This window comes from Cognatiluteimonas lumbrici, assembly GCF_006476065.1.
Taxonomy (GTDB): Bacteria; Pseudomonadota; Gammaproteobacteria; order Xanthomonadales; family Xanthomonadaceae; genus Cognatiluteimonas; species Cognatiluteimonas lumbrici.
The window spans coordinates 2,213,385-2,239,394 of the sequence record NZ_ML636798.1 but is presented as its reverse complement, the minus strand read 5'-3'; the positions used below and the strand labels follow the sequence as shown (position 1 = coordinate 2,239,394).

Genomic DNA, 26,010 nt, shown 5'->3' with positions numbered 1-26,010 from the left:
ACAGGCTCCAATCAGGGGACCGCATAGATCGATTGCAGCGTCACCGATGCACGGCCTGCCTGGTCCGGCGTGCGTACCGTGATCCGGTAGCGGCTGCTGAGGATGGTGCAGTTGGCTTCCAGCGACACGTCGCCGCCGGTGGTGCAGGTCTTGTCGTCCTGCACCGCGTCGTCGAGCAACTCGATGATGTAGCGTGGCTTGGCCGCGAGGTCGCCGACCTCGACATCGGCCTCCGCCCAGTTGCCGGAGCCATCGTCCCAGAACCCGGGATTGTTCCAGCGCTGGCGCTCGTCGGCGTCGGTCGGGTCGGGGCGCGCGCAGATTCCGTCGTCGCAGCCACTGCCGGGAAGCGGCGGCTTGGCCCGCGCCGCTTCCTCGGCTTCGCGCATGGCCGCTTCGGCGGCCTGGAACGCCAGGCTGCGATCGTACTGGGCGTTGCTCATGCGCTCTTCCATCAGCGTGCCGCTGAGGCTGGCGATGGCGAGGACCGTCATGACCAGGAGCAGGATCAGCACCACCGCCAGCACGACGCCGCGCTGCCCGGCCGGTGCCTGGAAAGAGCCTTGCCGTTTCATCCCGAGCGCCCCCTCAATGCAACGGTGTGGACCAGGGTGCGGGCCAGCGTCTCGCCGCTGGGCCCGATCCGGTCGTCTCCCTCGAGCGTCAGTTCGACGCGCACCGCCATCACCGGATTCCCTTCGTCGGCCCAGTTGGCGATCGTCGAGGCGTCCACGTAGTCGGCGGCCCCTGCCACCAGGTACCCGACCTGCATGTCGGTGACGCCGGGCGCGACCTCGTCGATGGAGGTTTGCAGCGTTCCGGCGTTGTTGACGAGCGACGCGCGGAACAGGGACCGGCCGTCGGCGACGCCGTCGCCATCGGTGTCGCGCCCGTTGGCCCCGATGTACCAGCGGCTGGCGCCGACGCGGGACACCACCGCACCCGCATCGTAGGCGATCGCGGTGTTGTTGCGGGCCAGGAACGGGTTGTTGTTGTCGGTGGCGCCGGCACCCTGGCTGAGGTCGATCTTGGTGGGCGCCACGCCCGTGACCCGGAAGATCGTGGCGTTGTTGAAGTTGCAGATCACCAGCAGGTCGCCGTCGGCGACGCCGGTGGAGGAACTGACGGTGATCTCGTCGGTCCCCGGCGAGCCCAGGCCCAGGGTGAGGATTGCGTTGTCCGCGGTGATCGGCACCGCCCCCTTGAGCTCGATCGCGTCGGTCCCCGCGATGCGATCGCCGGCCGTGGTTCCGAACGCCGCGTCGGCGAAGGCCGTGGCGCCACCGTAGCCGAGCAGCCCGGGGCTTGCGTCGGTTGCCGTGGGCGTCGCCTCCGTCCCGTGCAGGTCGCCCCAGTTGCTCCACCAGTTGTCGTCCATGTCCACGAGGTTGTTGAACACCGGGATACTGCTGTCGCAGGGATTGCTTCCCGCCGCGCGCAGCTCGCGGTTCATGAGCTCGAATGCGATGCGGGCGCTTTCCTGCACGCGACTGAGGTCCTCTGTCGCGTTGAAGGTCTGGCGGTTGGTGAGCACCAGGGTCAGCGCGCTGCCGGTGACGATGAGCCCCAGCACCAGGGCCACCATCAGTTCGATCAGGCTCAGGCCGAGCGCTTGCCGCCTGGCCGGTGCACGCATGGCCCGCCTCATAGCCGCGTCCTCGTGACCAGCTCCTGCTCGGCGTCCCCGCCGGTGCCGCGTGCATCGTTCCACCGCAGCGCGACGATGCATTCGTCGTCGCCGCAGCGGATCGCCGTGCAGGCGGACTCGCCCAACATGGCCTTGACCGAGCCGTCCTCGCCGGGCGCGCCGACCCACTGGCGGCGGTCGTTCGCCGACAGGTCGCCCGGGTCCGGCCGGCCGCAGGCCCAGGCCGTGACGTTGCCGGCGGCGTCGATGTTGCCCATGTTGTAGCCGCCGATCATCGCCACGTCGCGATTGGCGCGCATGGCATCCAAGATGGCGTAGGTCTTCATCACCGCCTGGCTGCGCTCCAGCGAACTCTGGCTGTTGCGCAGCGCCGTGGCCTGCAACGCGGCGATGGCCAGCATGCCGAAGGCAAGCAGCGCGACCGCGACCATGACCTCGACCAGGCCGATGCCGCGCGCATGACGGGGTGCATGAACTCTCATCACGGGTTCCCCGGCGCCGCGCAGGCACCGCCTCCATCGAAGTTGGTGATCGCGACGCGGCTGCCGGAGGCGATGCCGACGTCGCGCGCGTTCGCGGCCGGCCGCGTGGTGGCGATGCACAGCCGCACCACCGCGTCGAGCAGGCCGGTGCCGGGGCCGCCGCCGCCGGGTTCGTCGCGGGCGAGTCCGTCCGGCCTGAAGATGATCGGCTTGCCGGGCACCAGCCCGCCCAGCGCCGGGTTGGCCGACACGACGACGCCCGCGCCGAGCGTGGACACCCGGATCAGGGTATCCCCCGCCTTGTCGAAGTCGCCGTCGCCGTTGGCGTCCACGAACGCGATCCAGCCGTCCACGTTGGCGTTCGAGCAGGTCGCGTCGACGCCCGAGTTGGTCTTGGTGCTGAAACACACGCCGGCGCGCTGGCCCCGGCGGATGGCCTCCATCCGCGCCGCCTGCAGGCTCGCCATCAGTTCGTTGGCGCCAGCGGCCAGCTTGTTGCCGTTGACCACCGACTGGAAGCTGGGCACGGCCATCGAGATGACGATGGCGGCGACCGCCAGGGTCACCATCAGTTCGATCACCGTGAAGCCGCGCGCGCGTGCCTTGGACATGGTCCTTCCCACGATTCCCCGCCGCCACTCTCGGCGGGGGAAAGGCGGCTTGCAAGGGGCTGGCGGACGAGCGGCTGGTTTCCGCGGATGGGCGTTACCGGATTGTGAGCGGCGTCACGCGACCGTCGCGGCGCGAGCGCCGCTCCTACAGCCGGGTCACGCGACGATCTCGTAGCAGGGCTTGTACTGCCCCGCGATCTTCATCCGGTGCTGGTCCACGAAGGCCCGGAGCAGCGCGTCCAGCGAGGCCATCAGGTCCCGGTCGCCATGGATCTGGTACGGCCCGAACTCCTCGACCCGGCGCATGCCCTCTTCCTTGACGTTGCCGGCGACGATGCCGGAGAAGGCCCTGCGCAGGTCGGCGGCCAGCTCGTGGGGCTTGCGGCCGCGGTGCAGGTCGAGCGCCGCCATCGCCTCGTGGGTGGGCACGAACGGCCTCTGGAACTCCAGCGGCACGTCCAGCGACCAGTTGAAGAAGAACGAGTCCTTCTGCTCGATGCGGTACTGGCGCACGTGGTGGATGCCGCGGGCCATCATCCTGGCCACTTCCGGCGGGTCGCCGACCACGATCTGGTAGCGCGAGGTCGCGGCCTCGCCAAGGGTCAGGCGCAGGAACTGGTCGATCTGCTCGAAGTACGGCGCGGACGCGGTCGGGCCGGTGAGGATCAGCGGGAACGGGAGTCCTGCGTTCTCCTCGCGCAGCAGGATGCCGAGCAGGTACAGGATCTCCTCGGCGGTGCCGACGCCGCCGGGGAACACAATGATGCCGTGCCCGAGGCGCACGAACGACTCGAGCCGCTTCTCGATGTCCGGCATGATCACCAGGTGGTTGACGATCGGGTTCGGCGACTCGGCGGCGATGATCCCGGGCTCGGTGATGCCGATGTAGCGGCTGTTGCGCAGGCGCTGCTTGGCGTGGGCGATGGTGGCGCCCTTCATCGGCCCCTTCATCGCGCCGGGGCCGCAGCCGGTGCAGATGTCCAGGCCGCGCAGGCCGAGCTGGTAGCCGACCTCCTTGGTGTACATGTACTCGTCGCGGCTGATCGAGTGGCCGCCCCAGCACACCACCAGGTTCGGCGTCTCCGACGGGTTCAGCACGTCGGCATTGCGCAGCAGGCGGAACACCGCGTCTGTGATGCCTGGCGAGCTGTCGAGCTCGTCGGCGAACTCGGGCGCGAGCTCGATCGAGGTGTAGACCAGGTCGCGCACCACCGCCGCGAGCAGCTCGGCGACGCCGTGGATGATCTGGCCGTCCACGAACGCCATCGCCGGGGCATTGAGCAGGTCCAGGCGCAGACCGCGGTCGAGCTGGTGCACCTGGATGTCGAAGTCGGGGTAGAGCTCACGCGCGGCGCGCGGGTCGTCGGAGGTGCTGCCGGTGGTCAGCACTGCCAGCGCGCAGCGGCGCAGCAACTCGTGCATGCCGCCGACGGAGGCGTCGCGCAGGCGCGCGACTTCCTCGCGGGAGAGCACGTCCAGCCCGCCGCGCGGGAAGATGCGCGCGTCCACGGTGGGCAGCTTGTGGGTGGTGGGTTCGTCCATGGTCGGAGTATAGGGGCCTTGCTCGGGTGGAAAAAAAGACGGCCGGGTCGCCCCGGCCGTCCTCGTAGCGATGGAGCAATGGATCAGAACTCGTACTTCAGGGTCAGCATCACCGACCAGCGCGACACCAGGCGCGACGGGAAGGCGGCGCTGGAGTCGTACATCTCGAGGTCCTGGTAGCTCGGGTTGGACGCGCTGCCCAGGTCGTAGACGTAGGTGCCGTCCGGGTTGATGCCTCCCAGGCGCGCCAGCTGGCGGGTGTTGTCCGAGAAGGTATCGCCCCAGGTCACGCCCCAGTCCTTGTTGAGCATGTTCAGGAAGTTGTAGATGTCCAGGCGGATGATCGCCTTGTTGTCCGGGAAGAAGCCCGGGATTTCCTGCTGGATGCCCAGGTCGAGCTGGTTGACCCACGGGTAGTGGGCCTCGTTGCGCTCGGCCACCTGGCCGCGACGGCTGCTCAGGTACTTGTCGTTGTCGATGAAGGCGTGGAACGCAGCGATCTGCTCCGGCGTGGCGCTGCCGTAGCTGACGATCGCATCGTCCACCAGCGGGATGTACACCGGATCCTGGAAGATGCCATCGCCGTTCGGGTCGCCGTTGAAGGTCCAGGTGTACGGCAGGCCGTCATGGCCGTTGTAGAACGCGGTGATGCTGGTCTTGTAGTCGCCGAAGAAGGCGTGCTCCCAGCCCAGCGACAGCTTGATCGAGTTCTCGATCGAACGGCCGGCGGTGGTGGCGATCTCCTGGTTCGGGTTGAGGCGCGACACGAACTGGTAGCTGGAGAAGGCCTGCGAGCTGCCGTCCGAGGCCACTTCGTCGGCATCGGTGTAGGTGTAGCTCAGGTTGCCGTACCAGCCGTTCGACATCGGCTTGTCGAGCGAGAAGGTGATCGAGTTCGACTTGCCCTTGTCGGTGTTGCCCAGCATCGTCGAGTTGAACGCGAAGGCCGCGTGGCGGTCGCAGTTCTTGTTGCTGGTGGAGAGCGAGCCCAGGGTGCAGTAGTAGTAGTCGCGGCCGTCGGCCAGCTGGCCCTGCACCTCGCCCAGGTTGATCGCCTGGTAGAACACGGCGTCGCGGGCGCGGATCGACTGCAGCTCGACGCTGCCGATCAGGCCCCACCACGGCAGCTCGGCGTCGTAGCCGAGGCTGATCTTCCACACCGACGGCAGCTTGAAGTCCGGGTCGAGCGAGTCGACCTGGCAGGTCACGCCGTCCTCGCCGCAGATCAGCTCGCCCGGGGTGACGCCCGCCGGCAGCGGCTGGTTGTACGGATCCGGGCTGAACGGGGCCAGCGACGGGTCGGTGACCTGGTAGCGGACCGCGGTCACGCCGTTGTTCTGGTACGGGTTGGCCAGCCACACGAACGGCGGGATGCTCTGGAACGAGCCGATGCCGCCGCGCAGCTGCGACATGCGCTCGGTGTCGAACTGGTAGTTGAAGGCCAGGCGCGGCAGCCAGATCTTGTTGCTGGAGCCGAGCTTGTACGCGTTCGGGAAGCCGAAGGTCTCCTCGAAGCCCGGGGCCACTTCAGGCGCCTTCTCGGCCTTCGGGATGTTCACGCGCAGGCCGTACATCAGCGACAGGTTGTCGTTGACCTGCCAGGTGTCCTGCAGGAACGGGCTGAGCTGCTCGTACACCAGCGCCGCGGCGGTGTCGGCCTCGGTGTAGCCGGCGGCCGGGCGACGGATCACGTAGCGGTCGTAGTTGCCCGCCTCGAAGTCGGCCAGGCTGTCGAAGATGTACTCGCCGTGCAGGGTCTTGCCGTACAGGTTGAACACGTCGTGGCGCAGGTAGTCGAAGCCGCCCTTGATGGTGTGGTCGCCGGCGTAGTAGGTACCGGAGACGGTGGCGGTGATGCGGTCGGTGTTGATCTGGTTCTCGTGGCGGTTGTCGTCCTCGCCGATGAAGATCGAGCCGCCCGGCACGCGCACCTGGACCTCGGTGTTCTTGACGAACGCGCCGTTGACCTGGTCGAAGGTCTGCTTGCTCACCTTGACCTCGGTGGAGAAGTTCAGCGACCAGTCGCTGAACAGCTGCACGCTGGTGTTGCGGGTCAGGTTGTTGGTGAAGTACCAGTGGTTGGTCAGGATCACCGAGTCCGAGCGCAGGTCGTACGGCTGCGGACGGGCCTCCTCGGTCTGCTGGTAGGTCAGGCTGAGGCGGTGGTTGTCGCTGATGTTCCAGTCGAACTTGCCCAGGTAGCGGATGTTGCGCAGCATCGAGTTCAGCGCGCCGTACTCGTTCTGCTGCATGCCCATCTGGTTCGCGATGCGGATCGCCTCGTTCACCTCGTCCATCGAGATGACGCCGCTGGCGACGCCGTCGGCCGGGGTCGCGCCGCCGAAGTCGGAGATCTTCTGCTCCTCGTACGAGGCGAAGAAGAACAGCTTGTCCTTGACCAGCGGGCCGCTGAAGGTGACGCCCTTGGTCTCGTCCAGGCCGAACAGCTCGTAGTCCTCGCCGTCGCGGCCGGCGACCCAGTCGCTGTCCTTGACCACGTAGTAGGCCGAGCCGTGGTACTCGTTGGTGCCCGACTTGGTCACCGCGTTGACGGTGGCGCCGACGGTGTCGGTGGACACGTCGAAGTCGGAGACCTTGATGTCGTAGGCCTCGATGGTGTCGATCGAGATCGGGCTGCCGGTGTACGGCATGCCGTTCGAGTTCAGGCCGAACGGGTCGCCCTGGGACATGCCGTCCACGGAGATGTCGTTGAAGCGGTTGTTGATGCCGGCCACGGAAATCGAACCGCCGGCCTGGTCGATCACGGTGATGCGCGGGTCGAGGCGCGCCACGTCGTCGATCGAGCGGCTGGCCTGCGGCATGATCTCGAGCTCGCGGCCGCTCACCGAGGTACCGACGCCCTTGGTGTCGGCGGTGAACAGGTCCTGCGCGGCGCTGGCCACGACGGTGACCGCGCCCAGGTCGGTGACCGCCGGGTTCAGCACGGCGTCGATGTCGGCGACCTGGTTGAGCTGCAGGTAGACGTTCTCGCGCGTGGTCGCGCCTTCGCCGGCCTTGTTGATGGTGATGGTGTACGGACCGCCGACGCGCAGGCCGCGCGCGGCATAGTTGCCGCTGGCGTCGGTCTGGGCGCGGCTGGTGGTGCCCGACTCCACGTGGACGATCGTCACTTCAGCGCCGGCGACAGGCTGGCCGTCCGCTCCGACCACCGTACCGCCGAGGCCGGCGGAGGTGCTCTGCGCGAACACGGGAGCGGCTGCAAGGGCCGCGACGAGGGCGAGCGACAGCTTCGACAGCCGAACGCTGGTGCGATGGGTCATTTCCTGGTTCCTCGGAGGACTGGTGGCATAACGGGTTGCGGGGGTCCCTGGCCCCCGGAACACCGCACGGGGGTTAACGTGAGTTTAACACCCTAACCGGCCATCATGACAGGATCTTGACGCCGGTCACGCCCCGCCGAGGCCGAGGTAGGCCGAGATCCCGTCCAGGAACATCTGGACAGAGAGCGCCACGATCACCATGCCCATCAGGCGCTCCATGGCCGAGAGCACCCGGCCGCCCAGGAGCTTGTACAGGTAGGTGGCCGAGAACAGGATTGCCGCGGTCGCCGCCCAGGCGATCAGCAGGGCCAGGCTCCAGGCCCCCATGCGGCCCGGGTCCTGGCTGCCCATCAGCATCACCGCGGCCATGCCGGAGGGGCCGGCGACCAGCGGGATCGCCATCGGCACGATGAAGGGCTCGCCCCCCGGCAACTCGCCCAGCAGGCCCTCGGGCGGCGGGAAGATCATGCGCACGCCGATCAGGAACAGCACGATGCCGCCGGCGATGGACACCGATTCCTGGCGCAGGTGCATCAGTTCCAGCGCGTACTTGCCGCCCCACAGGAACGCCATCAGCACGCCCAGGGCGATCAGCATCTCCCGGACCAGCACCACGCGCTGGCGGTGCGGCGGCATGCCCCGGAGCAGGCTCAGGAACACCGGGATGTTGCCCAGCGGGTCCAGGATCAGGAACAGCAGGATGGCGGCGGAGGTGATGGTCACGCGGGGCGCGGCTCGGGGCTTGCGACCATGGTACGGCCGCGCCAGGCGGCGCCGGCCGGGGACAGCAGTTCGACGCACGCGGGCGCGTACACGGCCGGGTCGCGGGCGTCACGGTCCTGGTCGGCCATGAAGGCGCGGCCGCGCAGGGCGGTGCGCATCGGGCCGGGCTGGAAGCCGCTGATGCGGGGGCCGGCGTCGCCGAGCTCGGCCTGCAGCATCGGGACCAGCGCGGCCATGGCCTGCTGGGCCAGGCCGTAGGCGCCCCAGAAGGCCTGCCCGGTGAGCGCCAGGTCGTCGATCGCGAACACCACGCTGGCAGCGTCGGATTCCGCCAGCAGCGGCAGGCAGGCCTGGGTCAGCCACCAGCGCGCGGTGACGCCGACGTGCAGCACCCGCGCGAAATCCGCAGGGTCGGTGTGCAGCAGCGGGGTCAGGCCCTTGAACTCGGCCGCGCAGTGGAGCACGCCGTCGAGCCGGCCCAGCTCGTCGCCGATGCGCTGGGCCATCTCGGCGTAGTCGTCGGCGCCGGCGCCCTCGAGGTCGAGCGGATACAGCAGCGCCCGGCCGCCGCCGGCGGCGATGGCGTCATGGATCCGGTTGAGCCTGGGCACCTTGCGCCCGAGCAGGACGACGGTGGCGCCGGCCCTGGCGCAGGCCTTGGCGGCTTCGCTGCCGAGGCCGCCGTGGGCGCCGGCCACCAGCACGACCCGGCCGGCCAGCAGCGTGCCCGCGCCGGCCCCGCTCACGCCTGCTGGATCTCCGCCAGCATCCGCGCCAGTTCGCCGGACTCGAACAGCTCGAGGGTGATGTCGCAGCCGCCGATCAGCTCGCCGTTGATGAACAACTGCGGGAAGGTCGGCCAGTTGGAATAGCGCGGCAGGTTGGCGCGGATCTCCGGCTCCTCGAGCACGTTGACGGTGTGGAAGCCGGAGGCGCCGGCCTGCTTGAGCGCCTGCACCGTGCGGCTGGAGAAGCCGCACATCGGGAACTGCGGCGTGCCCTTCATGAAAAGCACGACCGGGTGGGATTCGATTTCCTGCTGGATCCGCTCGGACACCTGCATGACCACGCTCCTGCAACGCTCCGTGCCGGGCAGCTTGACGGCTGCCTGCACCGGGTGGGGGGTAGAATCAGGGCATTGTAAGCCGCTCTTCATCGCCAAGGAGTCCATGATGGCCATCGAACTGCCTCCCCTGCCCTACGACCGCACCGCCCTGGAGCCGCACATCTCCGGCGAGACCCTCGACTTCCACCACGGCAAGCACCACAAGGCCTACGTGGACAACCTCAACAAGATGATCGCGGGCACCGAGTTCGAGTCGATGCCGCTGGAGGAGATCATCCGCAAGTCCGAGGGCGCGATGTACAACAACGCCGCCCAGGTCTGGAACCACACCTTCTACTGGAACTGCATGTCGCCCAACGGCGGCGGCGAGCCGACCGGCAAGGTCGCCGACGCGATCGACAAGGCCTTCGGCGACTTCGCCACCTTCAAGGAGAAGTTCAGCGAGCTCGCGGTCAAGACCTTCGGCTCCGGCTGGGCCTGGCTGGTGCAGCGCGGCGACGGCTCGGTGGCGCTGCTGAGCACGCCGAACGCGGTCAACCCGATGGCCAGCGACGACACCGCGCTGCTGACCTGCGACGTCTGGGAGCACGCGTACTACATCGACTACCGCAACGCGCGGCCGAAGTACGTCGAGCAGTTCTGGAACGTGGTGAACTGGGACTTCGTCAACAGCAACATGCGCTGACGAACCTGCCTGTGGGAGCCGCCATGGCGGCGAACTTGTCGCGGCGCTAGCGCCGCTCCTACAGAAGGCGCTCGAGCACCGGCGCCACCTGGGTTTCGCGGCCCAGGGCGGCGCCGACGCGTTCCAGGGCCCCTGCCAGCGCCGGACGGTCGTCCGCGCGCAGCGTGGCGTGGCCTACCTTGCGGCCTTCGCGGGGCGCCTTGCCGTAGTCGTGCCAGTGGCCGCCCGCTTCGCGCAGCACCGGCGCCCCGTCCGGCATCTCGCCGATCCAGTTGAGCATGCAGGCGTGGCCGAGCATGCGGGTATCGCCGAGCGGCAGGCCTGCCACCGCACGCAGGTGGTTCTGGAACTGGCTGGTCTCGCTGCCCTCGATGGTCCAGTGCCCGGAGTTGTGCACCCGCGGCGCCAGTTCGTTGGCCAGCAGCACGCCGTCGCGCAGGAACAGTTCGAGCGCGAACACCCCGACGTAGTCCAGCGCCTCGGCCAGGCGGCGGGCATGGTCCACGGCCTGGCGCACGAGCCCGCCGTCCGCGGGTGCCGGCGCGAGGCTCGCCGACAGCACGCCGTCCACGTGCCAGTTCTCGGTCAGCGGCCAGGTCCGGAACCCGCCGTCGCGGCCGCGCACCGCGACCACCGAGAGTTCGCGCTCGAACGGCACGAAGGCCTCCAGGATCAACCCGACCGTCGCGGCCTGCGCGCCCAGGGCGTTCCACGCGTCATCCACGCCCGCGCCGTCGCCCACCGTTCCCCGCTTGATCCGGAACTGTCCCTTGCCGTCGTAGCCGAGCCGCCGGGTCTTCAGGATGCAGGGCGTGCCGATCCTGGCCACCGCGGCCTCGAGTTCCTCGCGGGTGGCGACCGGGACGAAGTCCGGCACCGGGATGCCGAGCTCGCGGAACAGCGTCTTCTCGACCAGCCGGTCCTGCGCGGTTGCCAGCGCGCGCGGGCTGGGGAACACCGGCACGCGTTCGGCCAGCCAGCGTGCCGAGTCGGCGGGCACGTTCTCGAAATCGAAGGTGGCGATGTCGATGCGTGAGGCGAACTCCGCCAGCGCGTCCTGGTCTCGGTAGTCGCCCACCACCATCGGCGCGCACTGCCCGGCGCAGGCGTCGGCCGACGTGTCCATGACCAGGAAGCGCAGCCCCAGAGGCGCGCCGGAAAGCGCGAGCATGCGGGCCAGTTGCCCACCTCCGAGGATGCCGACGGTGGTCACTACCTGGGGTCGTCGGCGGCGAGCACGTCGGCGGTCTGCCGCGCGCGGAAGTCGGACAGGGCGCTGGCGATGGCCGGTTCTTCGCGGGCCAGCATGGCCGCGGCGAACAGCGCGGCGTTCGCGGCGCCGGCCTCCCCGATCGCGAACGTGGCCACCGGGATCCCGGCGGGCATCTGCACGATGGACAGCAGCGAATCCAGGCCGTTGAGCGCCTTGCTGCGCACCGGCACCCCGAGGACCGGCAGTTCGGTCTTGGCGGCGAGCATGCCCGGCAGGTGCGCGGCGCCGCCCGCACCGGCGATGATCGCGCGCAGGCCGCGGGCGCGCGCGGTGGCGGCGTAGTCGAAGAGCACGTCGGGGGTGCGGTGCGCCGACACCACGCGCACCTCGTGCGCGATGCCGAGCTGCTCCAGCCGCGCGGCTGCATGCTGCATGGTGTCCCAGTCCGAGCGCGAGCCCATGACGATGCCGACCAGCGGGTTTGCGACCATGGCTGCTCCGAAGGCTGCCCTGCAAACCGGTATTCTAGCCGCATCCCCCGCATGGGCATCCGCCATGGACCGCAAGCTGCTCGACATCCTCGCCTGCCCCGCCACCCGGCAACCGCTGTCGCTGCTGGAGCGCGCCGGGCTCGACGCGCTCAACCAGGCGATCGCCGCCGGCGGCGTGCGCCGCGCCGACGACACCCCCCAGTCCGAACCGTTGCGCGAGGCCCTGGTGACCCGCGACCACCGCCTCGTCTATCGCGTCGAGGACGGGATCCCGGTGCTGCTCGCCGACGAGGCCATCGCCACCGGCCAGGTCGCGGACTTCCCGCGCCCGTGAGCAGTCTCGTCCCGCCGCCGGCCGAACAGGTCGACGCCGACGTCGCCCGCGCCCTGATCGAGGACATCGGCAGCGGCGACGTCACCGCGTCGCTGCTGCCCGACACCCCGGACACCGCCTACCTGCTGTGCAAGGAAGATGCGGTGGTCTGCGGGCGCCCCTGGTTCGACACCTGCCACCGCGCGCTCGATCCGGAGGTACGCATCGACTGGCGCGTGGAGGAAGGCGAGCGCGTCGCGGCCGGCACCGTGCTGGCCACGCTCGCCGGCAACCGGCGCGCGCTGGTCACCGCCGAGCGCACCTCGCTCAATTTCCTGCAGACCCTGTCCGGCACCGCCACCGCCACCGCCGCTCACGTCGCCGCGGTAGCCGGCACGCGCGCGCGCATCCTGGACACCCGCAAGACCCTGCCCGGCCTGCGGGTGGCGCAGAAGTACGCGGTCCGCGCGGGCGGCGGCGACAACCACCGCATGGGCCTGTACGACACGGTCATGCTGAAGGAGAACCACGTGCGCGCGTTCGGCTCGGTCGCGGCCGCCATCGCTGCAGCCCGCACCAAGCATCCGGCGCTGCCGCTGGTGGTCGAGGTGGAGACCCTGGCGCAACTGCGCGAGGCGCTGGAAGCCGGCTGCGACCGGGTGCTGGTCGACGATTTCGACGCCGCGACCCGGCGCGAGGCGGTGCGGATCGCGCACGCCGCGCCGTTCGACGGACGCATCCCCCTGGAGGTGTCCGGGGGCGTGGACCTCGAGCAGCTGCGCGGGATCGCGGAGGACGGCGTGGACTGCATCTCCATCGGCGGCCTGACCAAGCACGTGCGCGCCGTGGACCTGTCGCTCAAGCTCGGCACGCCACCGGGGGAATGAGATGGCGACCCTGTTCTGGCTGATGGTGGCGGGCGTGCTCGGGTTCGCCTGGTTCAGCGCCTCGCGCGCCGCGGCCGAGCGCGCCGAGGAAGTCGGCCGCAACGCGTGCCGGGCGAGCGGGGTGCAGTGGCTGGACCAGTCGGTGCACGCCACCGGGCTGCGCCTGGGCCGCGGCGACGACGGACGCTTCGGGCTGGAGCGCACGTTCCGGTTCGAGTATTCCGAGGACGGCGAGGACCGGCACGTGGGCCGGCTGGTGCTGCGCGGCGGCAAGCTGGTGGGCTTCGTCGGCCCGACGCGCAGGACCGCTATTTGACCACGCGTAGGTGGCCGCGCTTCGGCGGCGTAGGCGTGTCCCCGCCGTCGTCGCCGCCGCCGTCGTCAGGGCCGTCCTGGCCGGGCGGTTCGTCGTGCGGACCGGGCGGTTCCGCCCTGCCCTCTTCGGGCAAGGCCATGCCCTGGCCGGTTTCGCGCGCGTAGATCGCCAGCACCGCGTCCATCGGCACGATCACCGCGTGGCTGACGCCGCCGAAGCGTGCGGTGAACGCCACCGCGTCGTTGTCCATGTCCAGGTGGCCGACCGCGCGCGCGGCGATGTTGAGCACCACCTTGCCGTCGTTGACCACGTGCGCCGGCACCCGCACGCCCGGACGGGTGGCGTCCACCAGCAGGTGCGGGGTCATGTCGTTGTCGGCGATCCACTCGTACAACGCCCGCAGCAGGTACGGGCGGTGGCTGGTCATCCTCGGCGTGTCTTCGCTCATCCGCGGGCAGTCATTCCGGCAGCGGACGCAGGTTGCGTTCCTGCGCGGTGAGGCTGCGCGCGAATCCGGGGTTGCGGAAGATGCGGTTGCCGTAGTCCTCGATCACCTTGCCGTCCTTCGGCAGGCCGACGCCGAGCGCGTCCAGGCGCCAGATGATCGGCGCCATCGCGCAGTCGGCCAGGCTCATTTCCGGGTTGAGGAAGAACTTGCTGGCCTTAAACAGCGGGATCGAGGCCGTCAGCAGTTCCTTCAGGCGCTTGCGCCCGGCGTCGGCCTGCTGCTTGTTGCCCAGCTGGATCGCCTGCACCTGCGGCACCCAGTCGTGCTCGATGCGCAGCATGGCCAGGCGCAGGCGCGCGCGCGACAGCGGGTCCACCGGCATCAGCGGCGGATGCGGATAGCGCTCGTCCAGGTACTCGCTGACCACCGAGGCCGCGTACAGCACCAGCTCGCGCTCGACCAGGGTCGGCACCGAGTGGTACGGGTTGAGGTCGATGAGGTCTTCCGGAGGGTTCTGCGGATCGACCGGGATCAGGTCGTAGGTCACGCCCTTGGCGGCCAGCACCAGGCGCACCCGGTGGCAGAGGACATCGTCGACGGAAGAAAACAGGGTCAGTGCATTACGCATGCGCAGGCTCGTCGCCATCATTGGCAATCTCCGGTCGACCGGTGACCGCCGGTCGCTCTGGCGCCGCCTGCCCCGTGCAGGCGGTCGCCCGGTTTCCCCCGGCCACGCTTTTCCGTGGACGTTTCTCAGTGCACGTCGCGCCAGTATTCCTTCTTCAACAGCCAGGCGAGGAACGTGAAGAACGCCAGGAACAGCACCACCCACACGCCCACCTTCTGGCGCTTCAGGGCGGCCGGCTCGCCGGCGTACTCGAGGAAAGCAGTGATGTCGCGCACGGTCTGGTCGAACTGCTCCGGCGTCTGCGTGCCGGCCTGCGCCAGCACCAGCTTCTCGACCGGGCGTTCGCCACCGGCGTCCGCGGCCCCGTACTCGGCGTGCTGCAGGCCCTGCATCTCCCACAGCACGTTGGGCATGGAGGCGTTCGGGAACACGGTGTTGTTCCAGCCGACCGGGCGGGTCTCGTCCAGGTAGAAGGACTTCAGGTAGGCCGCGATCCAGTTGCTGCCGCGCACGCGCGAGATGACGCTCAGGTCCGGCGGCATCTTGCCGAAGAACCGTTCGCCGTCCTCGACCGCCATCGCGACGTTGACCTGCTCGCCCGGCTTGGCGCCGATGAAGTTGAGGTTGGCCTGCACCTGGTCCTCGGTCAGGCCGAGGTCCTCGGCCATGCGCGAGTAGCGCAGGTACTTGAGCGAATGGCAGCCCGAGCAGTAGTTCATGTACAGCTTGGCGCCACGCTGCAGCGAGGCCTGGTCGTCGAGGTCGACGCCGGCGTGCGGCAGTTCGCCGGGCCCGGCGGCGAGCGCGGGCGCGGCGGCGAAGCCGGCCAGCAGCGCGACCGGCAGGAAGAGCTTGAACTTAGTCATGCATGGTCACCCGTTCCGGCACCTGCTTCGTCCGGTCCATCCTGGTCCACAGCGGCATGGTGATGAAGAAGGCGTAGTAGAGGAAGGTCAGGATGCGGCCGATGATCGTCTCCACCGGATCCGTGCCCGGGCCCGCGCCGATCTTCATCAGCCACAGGAACGAGACCACGAACACCGCCATCATCACCCACGACAGCCAGCCGCGGTAGCGGTAGGACTTGACCGGGCTCTTGTCCAGCCAGGGCACCAGGAACAGCAGCACGATGGCGCCGAACATCACCAGCACGCCCCAGATCTGGCTGCCGAGGAACGACGGCACCACCCGCAGCATCGCGTAGTACGGGGTGAAGTACCACACCGGCTTGATGTGCTCGGGCGTGACCAGCGGGTTGGCCTCGGTGAAGTTGTCGTGCTCGAGGAACCAGCCGCCGAAGGTCGGCGCGAAGAAGATGATGAAGGCCGCCAGCATCAGGAAGAAGCCGACGCCGACCAGGTCCTTGACCGTGTAGTACGGGTGGAACGGAATGCCGTCGGCCGGCGCGGTCGGCGACCAGCGGTTGCCCTTCGGGCCCTTCTTGATGTCCACGCCGTCGGGGTTGTTGGACCCAACCTCGTGCAGCGCGCCCAGGTGCAGGACCACCAGCAGCAGCAGCACCAGCGGCAGCGCGATCACGTGCAGCGCGAAGAAGCGGTTGAGGGTGGCGTCGGACGGGATGAAGTCGCCCATGATCCACTCGGTCAGGCCGGTGCCGATGACCGGGATCGCGCCGAACAGGTTGATGATCACCTTGGCGCCCCAGAACGACATCTGGCCCCACGGCAGCACGTAGCCCATGAAGGCCTCGGCCATCAGCACCAGGTAGAGCAGCATGCCGATCAGCCACACCAGCTCGCGCGGCTTGCGGTAGGAGCCGTACATCAGCCCGCGGAACATGTGCAGGTAGACGACCACGAAGAACAGCGAGGCGCCGGTGCTGTGCATGTAGCGGATCAGCCAGCCCCACTCGACGTCGCGCATGATGTACTCGACCGAGCTGAAGGCTTCCGCCGCGCTCGGCTTGAAGTGCATCGTCAGGAAGATGCCGGTCAGGATCTGGTTGACCAGCACCAGCAGCGCCAGCGAGCCGAAGTAGTACCAGACGTTGAAGTTCTTCGGCGCGTAGTACTCGGTCATGTGCTTCCGGTACACCGGCATCATGCCGGGTGCCCGGGCGTTGACCCAGTCCATGACGTTGTTGGTGGTGCGCGTGAGGATGTTGGCCATGGCTTACGCTGCCCCCTGCGGATCGACGCCGATCACGACCGTGGTGTCGTTCTCGAAGTGGTACGGCGGCACCGGCAGGTTGGCCGGGGCCGGCTGGGCCGAGTACACGCGGCCGGCAAGGTCGTAGCGCGACTTGTGGCAGGGGCAGAAGTAGCCGCCCTTCCAGTCCGGGTCGAACGGCTGCGGCTTGAGCTCGGGGATGAACTCCGGGGCGCAGCCCAGGTGGGTGCAGACCGCGACCAGCACCAGGTACTCCGGCTTGATCGAGCGCCACTCGTTGCGCGCGTACTCGGGCTGCTGGTCGGTGTTGTCCGAGTTCGGGTCGGCCAGCAGCGGCTGCATCTTCGGCAGCTGCTCGAGCATCGCCGGGGTCCGGTGCGCCACGTAGATCGGCTGCCCGCGCCACTTGAGCGTGAGCTGCTGCCCCGGGGGCAGCGCGCCGATGTCCTGGATCACGGGGGCGCCAGCCAGCTTGGCCCGCGCGCTCGGATTCCACGACTTGATGAACGGCACGGCAGCGAAGCCCGCGCCGACCGCGCCGACCACGGCCGTGGTCGCGGTCAGGAACCGGCGCCTGCCAAGGCTCTCCGGACGTTCGTCGACCCCATCATTGCCCATCAGGCACTCCGCTATGACTCGATCGCAAAGACCGGGAATTGTAACGGAACGTGAATCGAGCCGACAATCCGCCCCAGCCCTCCGGGGCGTGCGGGCGCGGCTCAGCGCGCGGCGAGCAGCCCGCGGTAACGATCGGCCAGCACCCCGACGCGCTCGACGTAGCGCCGGGTCTCGGCGTACGGCGGAACGCCCTTGTACTTGGCCACCGCGCCCTCGCCGGCGTTGTAGCCGGCCGCGGCCAGGGTCAGGTCGCCGTCGAAGCGCTTGAGCAGCCACGCCAGGTACTGCACGCCGCCGCGGATGTTCTGCTCCGGCTCGTAGGCGTCCTCGACCCCGAAGCGTTGCGCGGTGGCAGGCATCAGCTGCATCAGCCCCTGCGCACCCACCCGCGAGCGGGCCTTCGGGTTGAACGAGGACTCGGCGTGGATGATCGCCCGCACGATGGCTTCGTCGACCCCGTAGCGGCTGGCGGCCGAGGCGATCTCCTTGTCGAACGCGGTGGTGTTCAGGCGCACCCGCGCGAAATCCACGCCGGGCCGGGCGGCGCAGGCGTAGCAGGTTTCCATGTAGCTGTAGCGGATGGTCTCCAGCGCCGAGGCGGACCCACCCCGCGGGCGGGTGCTGCTGTAGTGGCGGACCCCGTTCTCGACGTAGGCGTAGACCTGGCCGGAGACCCGGCGCGGGCCGGAGGCGGCAGCCGACGAGGTACTGCCGCCTCCGCCGCTGGAGGCCCCGGCATCCATCGCCGAGCAGCTGGCGCCGGGGACCTTGGTGCTCGAATAGCTGCGGGTGCCGTCCGGCGCGTCGCAACGGAACAGGCTCCCCGCCGCGGCGGGCGCGGCCAGGCCCAGGCAGGCGATGGCGACGAGCGTGAGGATCCCCCTGTTCATGAGGTTCAGTGTGGGCCCGTCACATCCCGATGACAAGTCCCTGATTTTGCTGAACAAGGCGAGGTTCAGCCCTGCGTGTGACGGGGTGCAAGGAATTGCAAATTGGTGCCCGGGGGAGGCCCGCGCGTACACTTCCGCCCCCGGCGCGGAGTCACCGCCGCCCACCCGGACCCAGCCCGATGACCACCGATACCGCCGCGCCCCGCGCCGGCAAGCTCTACATCCAGACCCACGGCTGCCAGATGAACGAGTACGACTCGTCGCGGATGGCCGACGTGCTCGCCGCCTCCGACGGGCTGGAACTGACCGACGACCCGGCCGAGGCCGACGTCATCCTGGTCAACACCTGCTCGATCCGCGAGAAGGCCCAGGAGAAGGTCTTCAGCCAGCTCGGGCGCTGGCGGGCGCTGAAGCAGGGCGACCGCCCGGTGCTGATCGGCGTGGGCGGCTGCGTGGCCTCCCAGGAGGGCGCGGCGATCGTCAAGCGGGCGCCGTTCGTGGACCTGGTGTTCGGCCCGCAGACCCTGCACCGCCTGCCCGAGCTGATCCGCGAGCGCCGCGCCTCCGGCCAGCCGCAGGTGGACATCAGCTTCCCCGAGATCGAGAAGTTCGACCGCCTGCCCGAGCCGCGCGCCGAGGGCCCGGTGGCCTTCGTGTCGATCATGGAGGGCTGTTCCAAGTACTGCTCGTTCTGCGTCGTGCCCTACACCCGCGGCGAGGAAATCAGCCGCCCGTTCGAGGACGTGCTGGTGGAAGTGGCGCAGCTCGCCGCGCAGGGCGTGCGCGAGGTCAACCTGCTGGGCCAGAACGTCAACGCCTACCGCGGCCCGATGCTGGACGCCGACGGCAGCGACGCCGGCACCGCCGACCTCGCGCTGCTGATCCGCGCGATCGCGGAGATCGACGGCATCGACCGCATCCGCTTCACGACCTCGCACCCGCTTGAGTTCTCCGACTCGCTGGTCGAGGCCTACCGCGACGTGCCCAAGCTCGCCAACTACCTGCACCTGCCGGTGCAGTCGGGCAGCGACCGGGTGCTGGCGGCGATGAAGCGCGGCTACACCGCGCTCGAGTTCAAGCAGAAGATCCGCAAGCTGCGCGCGGTGCGACCCGGGATCTCGATCAGCTCGGATTTCATCGTCGGCTTCCCCGGCGAGACCGACGCCGATTTCGAGAAGACCATGAAGCTGATCGAGGACGTCGGCTTCGACCAGTCGTTCTCCTTCATCTACTCGCGCCGCCCGGGCACGCCCGCGGCCGACCTCGAGGACGACACCCCGATGGCGGTCAAGCACCAGCGCCTGGAACGCCTGCAGGCGCGGATCAACGCCCAGGCGGCGGCGATCTCCGGGGCCATGGTCGGCAGCGTCCAGCGCGTGCTGGTGGAAGGTCCGTCGCGCAAGGACCCCCGGGAACTCACCGGAAAAACCGAAAACATGAAGCAGGTCAACTTTCCGGGGTCGACCAGTTGGATCGGCGGTTTCGTGGATGTGGTAATTACTGCAGCACTCTCCAACTCGCTGCGCGGACGGGCGACATGCTCTCCTCAGGAAAACATCCGAACCGACACCTCCACGCTGCCTGTTTCGACCTGATCCTGGCAGCCGGGGCGATGTGCGCCCACGCCGGGCTCATCCGGGTCGACAACCCCAACTGGAACCTGCTGCCGCAGTGGCTGTGGCCCGGCCTGGCGACGCTGTTCCTGCTGAGCGCGCTGTACTCCTACGGCAAGCACCGGCGCGGGCGGCGCTGAGGCGTCAGTCCAGGCGCGTCAATCCAGCCGCTTCCGGAACTGCGAGATCGCCAGCAGCATCATCACCACGGTGAAGGCCAGCAGCGCCAGCACCTCCGGCCACATCTCGGCCAGCCCCGCACCCCGCAGCATCACGCCGCGGATCAGGCGCAGGAAGTGGGTCAGCGGCAGCAGCTCCGCGATCCACTGCGCGAGCTTCGGCATGCCCGCGAACGGGAACATGAAGCCGGACAGCAGCAGCGACGGCAGGAACACGAACATCGTGAGCTGGGTGGACTGGAACTGGGTGCGCGCGCGTGTCGAGATCAGCAGGCCCAGGGTGAGGCTGGCCAGGATCAGCAGTCCCGACGCCAGGTAGACGTCGAGCACGCTGCCGCGGATCGGCACCTGGAACAACCACAGGCCGAGCAGCAGCACCACCGTCACCTGCAGCAGGCCGATGCCGATGTAAGGCAGCACCTTGCCGACCATCAACTCGGTGCGGCTGATCGGAGTCGCGATCAGCAGCTCGATGTTGCCGCGCTCGCGCTCGCGCACGATCGCCACCGCGGTGAACATCACCATCGTCATGGTCAGGATCACGCCGATCAGGCCCGGCACGATGTTGACCGCGGAGCGCCGCTCCGGGTTGTACAGCGCGACCACGCTGACCTGGCCGGGGCCGCTGCGGATCTCGCCACTGCCGGGCGGCCGCGGCGGCACCGGCGCCACCGGTACCTGCGCCAGCTGCACCGCGGCGTCCTGGACCACGGTGTCGCTGCCGTCCACCAGCACCTGCGCGAGCTCGCGGCCCTCGACGCGGCGGCGTTCGAAGTCGGGCGGGATCACGATGCCGACGCTGATCCGCCCGCCGCGCAGCAGCGCCATCAGCTCGGCCGGGGTCTTCGCCTCGGCCACCGGGGTGACCACGCCGGTGGCGAGCATGTCCATCACCAGCGCGCGCGAGCCGGCGGTGTTGGCCTGGTCGGCCACCGCGGCGTCGAGCCCGCGCAGGTTGAGGTTGATGGCGTAGCCGAACAGCACAAGCTGCAGCATCGGGATGCCCAGGATCATGCCCAGGGTCATGCGGTCCCGGCGCAGCTGCCGCACCTCCTTCAGCACCAGGGCCCACAGCCGGCGCAGGCTCACGCCGGCTCCTTGCGCGTGGCGGCGACGAACACGTCCTCGAGGTTCGGCGCCACCGGCTCGACCGTGTCGGCCTCGCCCGGCAGCGCCTGGCGCAGCCGCTGCAGCGCGGCGTCGCCGTCGAGGCCCGGATCGGTGAGCACGCGCAGCCGGGTACCGACCTGGGCGACGCCGAGCACGCCGTCCAGCCCGTGCAGCGCTTCCTGCGCGCGTCGCGGCCGCGGCGTGTCCACCTCGAAGCTGCGGCCGGCCAGCGCGCCGGTCAGGGCGCCCGGCGTGCCGTGGGCGACCAGCGCGCCCTGGTCGAGGATCGCCAGCTCGTGGCAGCGCTCGGCTTCGTCCATCAGGTGGGTGGAGACCAGCACCGTGGTGCCGGCGTCGGCGAGCGCGAACAGCTTGTCCCAGAACCCGCGCCGCGACTCCGGATCGACCGCGCTGGTGGGCTCGTCGAGGAACAGCAGTTCCGGTTCGTGCACCACCGCGCCGGCCAGCGCGAGCCGCTGCTTCTGCCCGCCGCTGAGGGTGCCGGCGAGCTGCCGCTGGTTGGCGCCGAACTCGTACTGTTCGACCAGCGCGTCCACCCGCGCCGCGGCCCGCGCCTTGGGCACGCCCTGGACCGCCACGAGGAACTCCAGGTTCTCGCGCACCGTGAGGTCCTCGAACAGCGAGAAGCGCTGGGTCATGTAGCCGGTGCGGCTGCGCAACGCCTCGGCCTGCTCCGGGATGCGCAGGCCGAGCACCTCGATGTCGCCGGCCGTCGGCGTGAGCAGGCCGCACAGCATGCGGATGGTGGTGGACTTGCCGGAGCCGTTCGGGCCGAGGAAGCCGAACACGCTGGCCTGCGGCACGTCCAGGTCCACGTGGTCCACCGCGACTAGGTCGCCGAAGCGCCGGGTGAGTCCCCGCGCGCGGATCGCGGGGGCCGCGCTCATTCGCCGAACTCGACCCGCACCGGCAGGCCCGCGGGCAGCCCCGCCGCTTCCGCCGCCGGGAGCGCGATCTCCGCCAGGTAGCTCAGGCGCGCGGCGTCCTCTCCCGCGAGCGCGTAGTACGGGGTGAAGCCGGGCTCGCTGCGGATCATCCGCACGGTGCCCTGCAGCACCTCCTCGTGGCCGTCCACGTGCACGCGCGCGGTGGTGCCGACGCGGACCCCGGCACGGATCGGCTCGGGCACGTACACCCGCGCGTACGGCGCATCGCCGACCAGCAGGATCGCCAGCGGCGCACCGACCGGCGCCTGGTCGCCCAGCTCGTACGGCAGGCTGTCGACCACGCCGGCGCGCGGTGCCTGCACGCCGAGCTTGTCCAGCGCGGCTGCCTGGACCTCGGCCTGCGCCTGCGAGGCGCGCAGCGCGGACTCGCCCTGCTCTATCCGCTCCTGGCGCGTGCCCGCCTCCAGTTCGTCGAGTGCAGCGCGCGCGGCCACCACCTCGGCGCGCGCCTGCGCCGCGGCCGCCGCGGCACGCTCGACGTCGTCCGCGGCGACGAGCTGGCGCTCGCCGAGCGGGCGCAGGCGTGCGTAGTGGCTGCGCGCGTCGGCGCTGCGCGACTGCGCCGCGGCCAGTTGCGCGCGCGCCTGCCGGATCTGTTCGCCCCGCGGCCCGGCGCGCAGTTCCTCCAGCGCCGCGCCCTGCCGGCTGGCCTCGGCGCGGGCCGCGGCGGCGCCGGCCGCGACGCTCCTGTCCTCGAGCCGCAGCAGCGGCTGCCCGGCCTCGACCCGCTCGCCCTCGCGCACCTGCACCTCCACGATGCGCTCTGAAACCGGCGCCGGGACCACGACGCGGTCGTACTCGAGCGTGCCCACCGCGTCGTGCGGCGGCCCGCCGCACCCCGCCGCCAGGAGCGACAGCAGGAGAACGGCGATGGCGGGTCTGCGTGCTTCCATCTACGGGGCTTTGTACACCTGCTTGCCGTCGACCCAGGTGGACAGCACCTGGAGCCGGCGCAATTCGTTCGCGGGAATCGCCAGCGGATCCTGCGCCAGCACCACGAAGTCGGCGCGCTTGCCGGGGGCCAGGCTGCCGACCTCGTCCTCGGCGAAGCCGGCGTAGGCCGCGTCCAGGGTGAAGCCGCGCAGCGCCTCCCAGGCGGTCAGCTTCTCCTCCGGCTGCCAGCCCCCGGCCGGCAGGCCATCGGCGTCGGTACGGGTGGCGGCCGCATACAGGCCCAGGCGCGGGTCCACCAGCTCGACCGGGAAGTCCGAGCCGAGCGCGAGGCGGGCGCCGCTGTCGCGCAGCTTGCGCCAGGCGTAGGCGCCGTTGATCCGGTCGGGGCCGAGCCGGTCCTCCGCCCACGGCATGTCGCTGGTGGCGTGGGTCGGCTGCATGGACGCGATCACGTGCATCGCCGCGAGCCGCGGCAGGTCCGCCGGCGACAGCACCTGGGCATGTTCGATACGCCAGCGGTGGTCGCTGGCGGTGGCGTCGCCGCCGAGCGCCGCCTGGTAGGTGTCGAGCACCAGCCGGTTGCCGCGGTCGCCGATGGCGTGGGTCGCCACCTGCACGCCGCAGCCGTCGGCCTTGCGCACCGCCTCCCGCAACTGCTCCGGCGTCATCACCAGCAGGCCGGTGTTGCCGTGGTCGTCGCTGTATTCCTCGAGCAGCGCGGCGCCGCGGCTGCCGAGCGCGCCGTCCACGTACAGCTTGACCGTGCGCATTTGCAGGCGGTGCGAGGGATGCTGGTAGAGCCCGTTGCTGCAGAGCCAGTCGAGCGCGGCGTCGTTGCCGTCGGCCATGGCGGTGATGCGGATCGGCAGCTTGCCAGCGTCGGCCAGCGACTGCATCACGCGCAGGGTGCCGAGCGACACCCCGGCGTCGTGCACGCCGGTGAGGCCGTTCGCCACCGCGTCCTGCATCGCCAGTTGCAGCGCGTGCTCGATGTCGGCGGCGTCCATACCCGGCATGGCGCCGGCGACCAGGGACATGGCGGCGTCCACGAAGATGCCGGTCGGCGCGCCGTCCGCATCGCGCACGATGCGGCCGCCGTCGGGCTGCCAGTCGCCGGACAGGTCGCGTTCCACCGCGCGCATCGCGGCGCTGTTGGCCCAGCCGGCGTGGCCGTCGATGCGGTCCAGCCAGACCGGGCGGTCCGGGAACGCGGCGTCGAGGTCGGCGGCGGTCGGGAAGGCCTTGTCGTCCCAGTCGTTCTGGTCCCAGCCGCTGCCCACCAGCCATTCCCCGGCCGGGAGTTCGGCGGCGAACGCCTGCAGGCGCTCGATCACCTCGCCCTTGCTGCTCGTTCCGACGAGGTTGGCGGTGAGGTGGGTCAGCCCCTGCCCGAGCAGGTGGCCGTGCGCGTCGATCAGGCCGGGAACGACGGTGGCGGTGCCGACGTCCAGGCGGGTGGCGCCGGGATACGCCGCGAGCACGGCCTCGGCGCTGCCCAACCGCAGGATCGTGCCGTCGGCGTCGTAGGCCATCGCCTGCGCGCGCGGCCGCGCCGCGTCCATGGTGTCGATGCGCTTGGCGGTGAGCACCGTTACCTGCGCGCTCGCCGGCAACACCGCCAGCGCACACAGGCCCGTCACCACTGCGGCGGCCACACTTCGCATCACGCGCATCGCCTTTCCCCGTTCGACCGATGATCGCGGCACTTTGCGAAAATCCCCGCGCCGGCGCAAGCTTGGCCGCCCGGGCCGACACGACGCCACCGCCTGAGCCGATGCCAAACCGCACCTCCTCGGAATTCGCACTCGATCCCGCCGATGCCGAGCGCCTGGCCAACCTGGCCGGCCCGTTCGACGCCCACCTGCGCCAGCTCGAACTGCGCCTGGGCGTGGAGATCGGCAACCGCGGCAACATCTTCCGCATCGCCGGGCCCGAGGCCGCGGTGCCGCGCGCCGAACGCATCCTGCGCGCGCTCTGGCACGACACCGCCAGCGAGACCCTGACCGATGCCACCGTGCACCTGCGCCTGGGCGAGGCCGCGGTGGACCGCGCGGTCGAGGACGACATCGAGCCGCAGGAGGTCGCGGTGCGGGTCAAGCGCGGCACCATCCGCGGGCGCGGCCGCAACCAGGCGAAGTACCTGCACGCGATCGCCACCCACGACATCAACTTCGGCATCGGCCCGGCCGGCACCGGCAAGACCTACCTCGCGGTGGCGATGGCGGTGGAGGCGCTCAACGAATCCAAGGTGCAGCGGGTGATCCTGGTGCGCCCGGCGGTGGAGGCCGGCGAGAAGCTCGGCTTCCTGCCCGGCGACCTGACCCAGAAGGTGGATCCCTACCTGCGCCCGCTCTACGACGCGCTGTACGAGATGCTCGGCGTCGAAAAGGTGGTCAAGCTGCTGGAGAAGAGCGTGATCGAGGTGGCGCCGCTGGCCTACATGCGCGGCCGCACCCTCAACGACGCCTTCGTGATCCTGGACGAGGCGCAGAACACCTCGATCGAGCAGATGAAGATGTTCCTGACCCGGATCGGCTTCGGCTCGACCGCGGTGGTCACCGGCGACCTCACCCAGATCGACCTGCCCCGCCACCAGAAGTCCGGCCTGAAGGACGCGCTGGAAGTGCTGCGGGGCGTGGACGGCATCGGCTTCACCTTCTTCGAATCGAAGGACGTGGTGCGGCATCCGCTGGTGGCGCGCATCGTCAACGCCTACGACGCGCGCGACCAGACCGACAAGGAGACCGGGACGTGACCCGGGGGCCGACCCGGCTGGACGTGAGCGTCGGCTACGCGCTGCCGCGCGCCGGGATCCCGTCGGCGACCAGCTTCCGCAAGTGGGTGGCGGCCGCGCTGGCCGGCCGCATCCGCGAGGCCGACCTCGCGATCCGGATCGTGGACGCGCGCGAAGGCCGCGCGCTCAACCGCCACTACCGCGGCAAGGACTACGCCACCAACGTGCTCAGCTTCCCGGCGGATGTCGCCGAGGGCGTCAAACTGCCCAAGGGCGTGACCATGCCGCTGCTCGGCGACCTGGTGATCTGCGCCCCCGTGGTCGCGCGCGAGGCAAAGGAACAGGGCAAGCGGCTCAACGACCACTACGCGCACCTGACGGTGCACGGCGCGCTGCACCTGCTCGGCTGGGACCACGAGGACGAGCGCGACGCGGAGTGCATGGAGCAGCTGGAGCGGGAGATCCTGGCGGGGCTCGGCATCGACGACCCGTACCTGTAGGAGCGGCGCTCGCGCCGCGACCACACGTGGACCGCGCCTT

29 protein-coding genes are annotated in these 26,010 nt (G+C 70.0%); 8 read left to right on the top strand and 21 right to left on the bottom strand.

Translation table 11 applies throughout. The annotated features are described in order from the left end of the window. Positions 1-11: 11 nt before the first annotated feature. The 9 genes from E4F25_RS10845 to grxD form a co-directional block, all read right to left on the bottom strand. Complete coding sequence (locus E4F25_RS10845; protein ID WP_140910146.1) at positions 12-575, bottom strand: pilus assembly PilX family protein; 564 nt, start codon at positions 573-575, stop codon at positions 12-14. Then, positions 572-1,636 (bottom strand): prepilin-type N-terminal cleavage/methylation domain-containing protein, encoded by a 1,065-nt coding sequence (locus E4F25_RS10840; RefSeq protein WP_140910145.1) that lies wholly within the window; start codon positions 1,634-1,636, stop codon positions 572-574. The genes E4F25_RS10845 and E4F25_RS10840 overlap by 4 nt, the downstream gene beginning before the upstream one ends. An 8-nt stretch (positions 1,637-1,644) precedes the next feature. After that, positions 1,645-2,130 carry a type IV pilus modification protein PilV gene (pilV, locus tag E4F25_RS10835; protein ID WP_140910144.1) on the bottom strand — a complete coding sequence of 162 codons (486 nt, stop codon included), beginning with the start codon at positions 2,128-2,130 and terminating at the stop codon, positions 1,645-1,647. Continuing rightward, positions 2,130-2,741, bottom strand: a complete 612-nt coding sequence (locus E4F25_RS10830) for a GspH/FimT family pseudopilin (protein ID WP_140910426.1) — start codon at positions 2,739-2,741, stop codon at positions 2,130-2,132. The genes pilV and E4F25_RS10830 overlap by 1 nt, the downstream gene beginning before the upstream one ends. A gap of 156 nt (positions 2,742-2,897) precedes the next feature. Next, positions 2,898-4,283, bottom strand: coding sequence for a nucleotide 5'-monophosphate nucleosidase PpnN (gene ppnN / locus E4F25_RS10825; protein ID WP_140910143.1), 1,386 nt, complete (start codon positions 4,281-4,283; stop codon positions 2,898-2,900). An 83-nt stretch (positions 4,284-4,366) separates the two neighbouring features. After that, the gene (locus E4F25_RS10820) at positions 4,367-7,564 is read right to left on the bottom strand and encodes a TonB-dependent receptor (RefSeq protein WP_140910142.1); all 3,198 of its coding nucleotides are present in this window, start codon (positions 7,562-7,564) and stop codon (positions 4,367-4,369) included. A 126-nt stretch (positions 7,565-7,690) separates the two neighbouring features. After that, entirely contained in the window at positions 7,691-8,287 is a 597-nt protein-coding gene (locus tag E4F25_RS10815) for a YhgN family NAAT transporter (RefSeq protein WP_140910141.1), read from the bottom strand. Further along, positions 8,284-9,033, bottom strand: a complete 750-nt coding sequence (locus E4F25_RS10810; protein ID WP_246069859.1) for an SDR family NAD(P)-dependent oxidoreductase — start codon at positions 9,031-9,033, stop codon at positions 8,284-8,286. Before E4F25_RS10810 ends, E4F25_RS10815 begins: the two co-directional genes overlap by 4 nt. Beyond that, on the bottom strand, positions 9,030-9,350 hold the full coding sequence (grxD, locus tag E4F25_RS10805; RefSeq protein WP_140910140.1) for a Grx4 family monothiol glutaredoxin: 321 nt from the start codon (positions 9,348-9,350) through the stop codon (positions 9,030-9,032). Before grxD ends, E4F25_RS10810 begins: the two co-directional genes overlap by 4 nt. Positions 9,351-9,459: 109 nt before the next feature. On the opposite strand from grxD, the gene E4F25_RS10800 reads away from it, so the two are divergent. Further along, positions 9,460-10,038 carry a superoxide dismutase gene (locus E4F25_RS10800; protein WP_140910139.1) on the top strand — a complete coding sequence of 193 codons (579 nt, stop codon included), beginning with the start codon at positions 9,460-9,462 and terminating at the stop codon, positions 10,036-10,038. A 58-nt stretch (positions 10,039-10,096) separates the two neighbouring features. Here E4F25_RS10800 and E4F25_RS10795 read toward each other — a convergent pair whose 3' ends face one another. After that, positions 10,097-11,251: a 5-(carboxyamino)imidazole ribonucleotide synthase gene (locus tag E4F25_RS10795; protein ID WP_140910138.1), complete on the bottom strand. Its 1,155-nt coding sequence runs from the start codon at positions 11,249-11,251 to the stop codon at positions 10,097-10,099. Then, the gene (gene purE, locus E4F25_RS10790) at positions 11,251-11,742 is read right to left on the bottom strand and encodes a 5-(carboxyamino)imidazole ribonucleotide mutase (protein WP_140910137.1); all 492 of its coding nucleotides are present in this window, start codon (positions 11,740-11,742) and stop codon (positions 11,251-11,253) included. The genes E4F25_RS10795 and purE overlap by 1 nt, the downstream gene beginning before the upstream one ends. A 64-nt stretch (positions 11,743-11,806) precedes the next feature. On the opposite strand from purE, the gene E4F25_RS10785 reads away from it, so the two are divergent. Genes E4F25_RS10785 through E4F25_RS10775 form a run of 3 tightly spaced genes read left to right on the top strand, consistent with a single transcriptional unit; the run spans position 11,807 to position 13,258 of the window. Next, positions 11,807-12,076, top strand: a complete 270-nt coding sequence (locus E4F25_RS10785) for a Trm112 family protein (RefSeq protein ID WP_140910136.1) — start codon at positions 11,807-11,809, stop codon at positions 12,074-12,076. Continuing rightward, positions 12,073-12,942, top strand: a complete 870-nt coding sequence (gene nadC, locus E4F25_RS10780) for a carboxylating nicotinate-nucleotide diphosphorylase (protein ID WP_140910135.1) — start codon at positions 12,073-12,075, stop codon at positions 12,940-12,942. Before E4F25_RS10785 ends, nadC begins: the two co-directional genes overlap by 4 nt. A 1-nt stretch (position 12,943) precedes the next feature. After that, the gene (locus E4F25_RS10775; protein ID WP_140910134.1) at positions 12,944-13,258 is read left to right on the top strand and encodes a DUF3301 domain-containing protein; all 315 of its coding nucleotides are present in this window, start codon (positions 12,944-12,946) and stop codon (positions 13,256-13,258) included. Here E4F25_RS10775 and E4F25_RS10770 read toward each other — a convergent pair. The 6 genes from E4F25_RS10770 to E4F25_RS10745 all read right to left on the bottom strand — a co-directional run bounded on the left by E4F25_RS10770 (position 13,251) and on the right by E4F25_RS10745 (position 17,972). After that, complete coding sequence (locus tag E4F25_RS10770) at positions 13,251-13,706, bottom strand: ClpXP protease specificity-enhancing factor (protein WP_140910133.1); 456 nt, start codon at positions 13,704-13,706, stop codon at positions 13,251-13,253. The genes E4F25_RS10775 and E4F25_RS10770 overlap by 8 nt on opposite strands. Before the next feature lie 10 nt (positions 13,707-13,716). Beyond that, positions 13,717-14,352, bottom strand: coding sequence for a glutathione S-transferase N-terminal domain-containing protein (locus E4F25_RS10765; RefSeq protein WP_140910424.1), 636 nt, complete (start codon positions 14,350-14,352; stop codon positions 13,717-13,719). A 107-nt stretch (positions 14,353-14,459) separates the two neighbouring features. Further along, the gene (locus E4F25_RS10760) at positions 14,460-15,200 is read right to left on the bottom strand and encodes a cytochrome c1 (protein WP_140910132.1); all 741 of its coding nucleotides are present in this window, start codon (positions 15,198-15,200) and stop codon (positions 14,460-14,462) included. Continuing rightward, positions 15,193-16,464, bottom strand: coding sequence for a cytochrome b (locus E4F25_RS10755; protein WP_140910131.1), 1,272 nt, complete (start codon positions 16,462-16,464; stop codon positions 15,193-15,195). Before E4F25_RS10755 ends, E4F25_RS10760 begins: the two co-directional genes overlap by 8 nt. Positions 16,465-16,467: 3 nt before the next feature. Beyond that, on the bottom strand, positions 16,468-17,082 hold the full coding sequence (gene petA / locus E4F25_RS10750; RefSeq protein ID WP_140910130.1) for a ubiquinol-cytochrome c reductase iron-sulfur subunit: 615 nt from the start codon (positions 17,080-17,082) through the stop codon (positions 16,468-16,470). Positions 17,083-17,183: 101 nt separating this feature from the next. Next, on the bottom strand, positions 17,184-17,972 hold the full coding sequence (locus tag E4F25_RS10745; RefSeq protein WP_140910129.1) for a lytic transglycosylase domain-containing protein: 789 nt from the start codon (positions 17,970-17,972) through the stop codon (positions 17,184-17,186). 179 nt (positions 17,973-18,151) lie between these two features. On the opposite strand from E4F25_RS10745, the gene miaB reads away from it, so the two are divergent. Then, positions 18,152-19,567, top strand: coding sequence for a tRNA (N6-isopentenyl adenosine(37)-C2)-methylthiotransferase MiaB (miaB, locus tag E4F25_RS10740; RefSeq protein ID WP_140910128.1), 1,416 nt, complete (start codon positions 18,152-18,154; stop codon positions 19,565-19,567). Between the two features lie 17 nt (positions 19,568-19,584). After that, the gene (locus E4F25_RS11490; protein WP_181168267.1) at positions 19,585-19,725 is read left to right on the top strand and encodes a hypothetical protein; all 141 of its coding nucleotides are present in this window, start codon (positions 19,585-19,587) and stop codon (positions 19,723-19,725) included. A gap of 18 nt (positions 19,726-19,743) precedes the next feature. Here E4F25_RS11490 and E4F25_RS10735 read toward each other — a convergent pair whose 3' ends face one another. From E4F25_RS10735 to E4F25_RS10720, 4 genes are read right to left on the bottom strand one after another with little or no spacing between them, the layout of a single operon-like run. Next, entirely contained in the window at positions 19,744-20,853 is a 1,110-nt protein-coding gene (locus E4F25_RS10735; protein WP_140910127.1) for an ABC transporter permease, read from the bottom strand. Continuing rightward, complete coding sequence (locus E4F25_RS10730) at positions 20,850-21,764, bottom strand: ABC transporter ATP-binding protein (protein WP_140910423.1); 915 nt, start codon at positions 21,762-21,764, stop codon at positions 20,850-20,852. The genes E4F25_RS10735 and E4F25_RS10730 overlap by 4 nt, the downstream gene beginning before the upstream one ends. A gap of 14 nt (positions 21,765-21,778) precedes the next feature. Further along, complete coding sequence (locus E4F25_RS10725; protein ID WP_140910126.1) at positions 21,779-22,735, bottom strand: HlyD family secretion protein; 957 nt, start codon at positions 22,733-22,735, stop codon at positions 21,779-21,781. Beyond that, a complete protein-coding gene (locus tag E4F25_RS10720; protein ID WP_140910125.1) occupies positions 22,736-24,409 on the bottom strand; it encodes an amidohydrolase in 1,674 nt (557 codons plus the stop codon). 101 nt (positions 24,410-24,510) lie between these two features. Between E4F25_RS10720 and E4F25_RS10715 the strand changes: the two genes are divergently transcribed. Further along, entirely contained in the window at positions 24,511-25,491 is a 981-nt protein-coding gene (locus E4F25_RS10715; RefSeq protein WP_140910124.1) for a PhoH family protein, read from the top strand. Then, the gene (ybeY, locus tag E4F25_RS10710; protein ID WP_140910123.1) at positions 25,488-25,970 is read left to right on the top strand and encodes an rRNA maturation RNase YbeY; all 483 of its coding nucleotides are present in this window, start codon (positions 25,488-25,490) and stop codon (positions 25,968-25,970) included. Before E4F25_RS10715 ends, ybeY begins: the two co-directional genes overlap by 4 nt. The last annotated feature ends 40 nt before the right edge of the window (positions 25,971-26,010 follow it).